This window comes from Meiothermus cerbereus DSM 11376 (assembly GCF_000620065.1).
GTDB classification, from domain to species: Bacteria; Deinococcota; Deinococci; order Deinococcales; family Thermaceae; genus Meiothermus; species Meiothermus cerbereus.
In genome coordinates this window covers 1-1,018 of sequence record NZ_JHVI01000057.1, presented here as the reverse complement: position 1 = coordinate 1,018, position 1,018 = coordinate 1, and the positions used below count along the sequence as shown (strand labels likewise).

Genomic DNA, 1,018 nt, shown 5'->3' with positions numbered 1-1,018 from the left:
CCTGCCCGAAACCTCAGAAACCTTTATCTACACGGCGATGATCCGACTTATGGTCAGAAGATTGGCTTCCTAGACGGTTTTAAGACAGTCTCTAAGAGGTCAGCGGGTTCACTTCCCGAGGCTTAAGGTTCAGCAATGGGGGTGAACCCCCGCCCCCGCGCTGGAGATGGAGCCTTCGCCTTTGCCGCGACGGGGCATGCTATCCTCTAGCTATGGCTACGGCTTTACCCGAAGCAATCAGTAAAAAGCTCGAGGCCTTCAAGCGGGTCAAGGGGCGCAGGTGGGTCAAGGAGCTAGAGAAAATCCTAGATGAGGCCGTACAGCTGTCGGATTGGGATGCCGAGGTAAGTAAACCTGGGGCCAAAGCCAGCAAGATTAGCGAGGAGCAAGCCGTCCAAATAGCGGTAGATGCCGTACGACAAGCCCGTAAAAAGCGATGAGGGTGGTCTTTGACACCAACATCTACATCGCTACCCTGATTGCCCCAACGTCCCGCGTGGCACGGGTGTACTGGGCATGGCGAAACGGGCGGTTTACCTTGCTAACCTCTAAGGCACAGCTTGCGGAGTTGCGCCGGGTAAGCCACTATGTCAAGTTCAAAGGCATTATTCGCCCTGCTCAAGCTGGAGCGATGATCAACACCCTGAAGGCTAAGGCTGAGTTGGTGTCGTACAGCAAGGGCAGGCCCCTTTCGGTAGACCCCGATGATGACCTGATACTGGCGATTGCTGCTGAAGGCGAAGCCAACTATTTGGTTAGTCTGGATGAAGAGCATGTCCTATCCCTCAAAAAAGTAGGGAATACCCGGATTATCCGGCCCGAGCAATTGATGAAGTTATTGAAATAGCAAAACGCTGCCCAGCGCCCGCCCTCACGCTGGGAGATGGAGCCTTCGCCTTTTTGCCGCGCCAGGCTTTCATCATATGCAGTATGAACGAAACCCCAAGGATACCCAGCCCCATTCCATACCTGATGCAAGTACCTGACCTGCGGGCCCACAACACCACCTACGACTGGC

General features: G+C 54.8%; 2 protein-coding genes. Both read left to right on the top strand.

Going from position 1 to position 1,018, the window contains the following annotated elements:
• Positions 1 to 212: 212 nt before the first annotated feature.
• A complete protein-coding gene (locus Q355_RS0113150; protein WP_027878193.1) occupies positions 213 to 440 on the top strand; it encodes a hypothetical protein in 228 nt (75 codons plus the stop codon).
• The gene (locus tag Q355_RS0113145) at positions 437 to 847 is read left to right on the top strand and encodes a putative toxin-antitoxin system toxin component, PIN family (RefSeq protein ID WP_027878192.1); all 411 of its coding nucleotides are present in this window, start codon (positions 437 to 439) and stop codon (positions 845 to 847) included. Before Q355_RS0113150 ends, Q355_RS0113145 begins: the two co-directional genes overlap by 4 nt.
• The last annotated feature ends 171 nt before the right edge of the window (positions 848 to 1,018 follow it).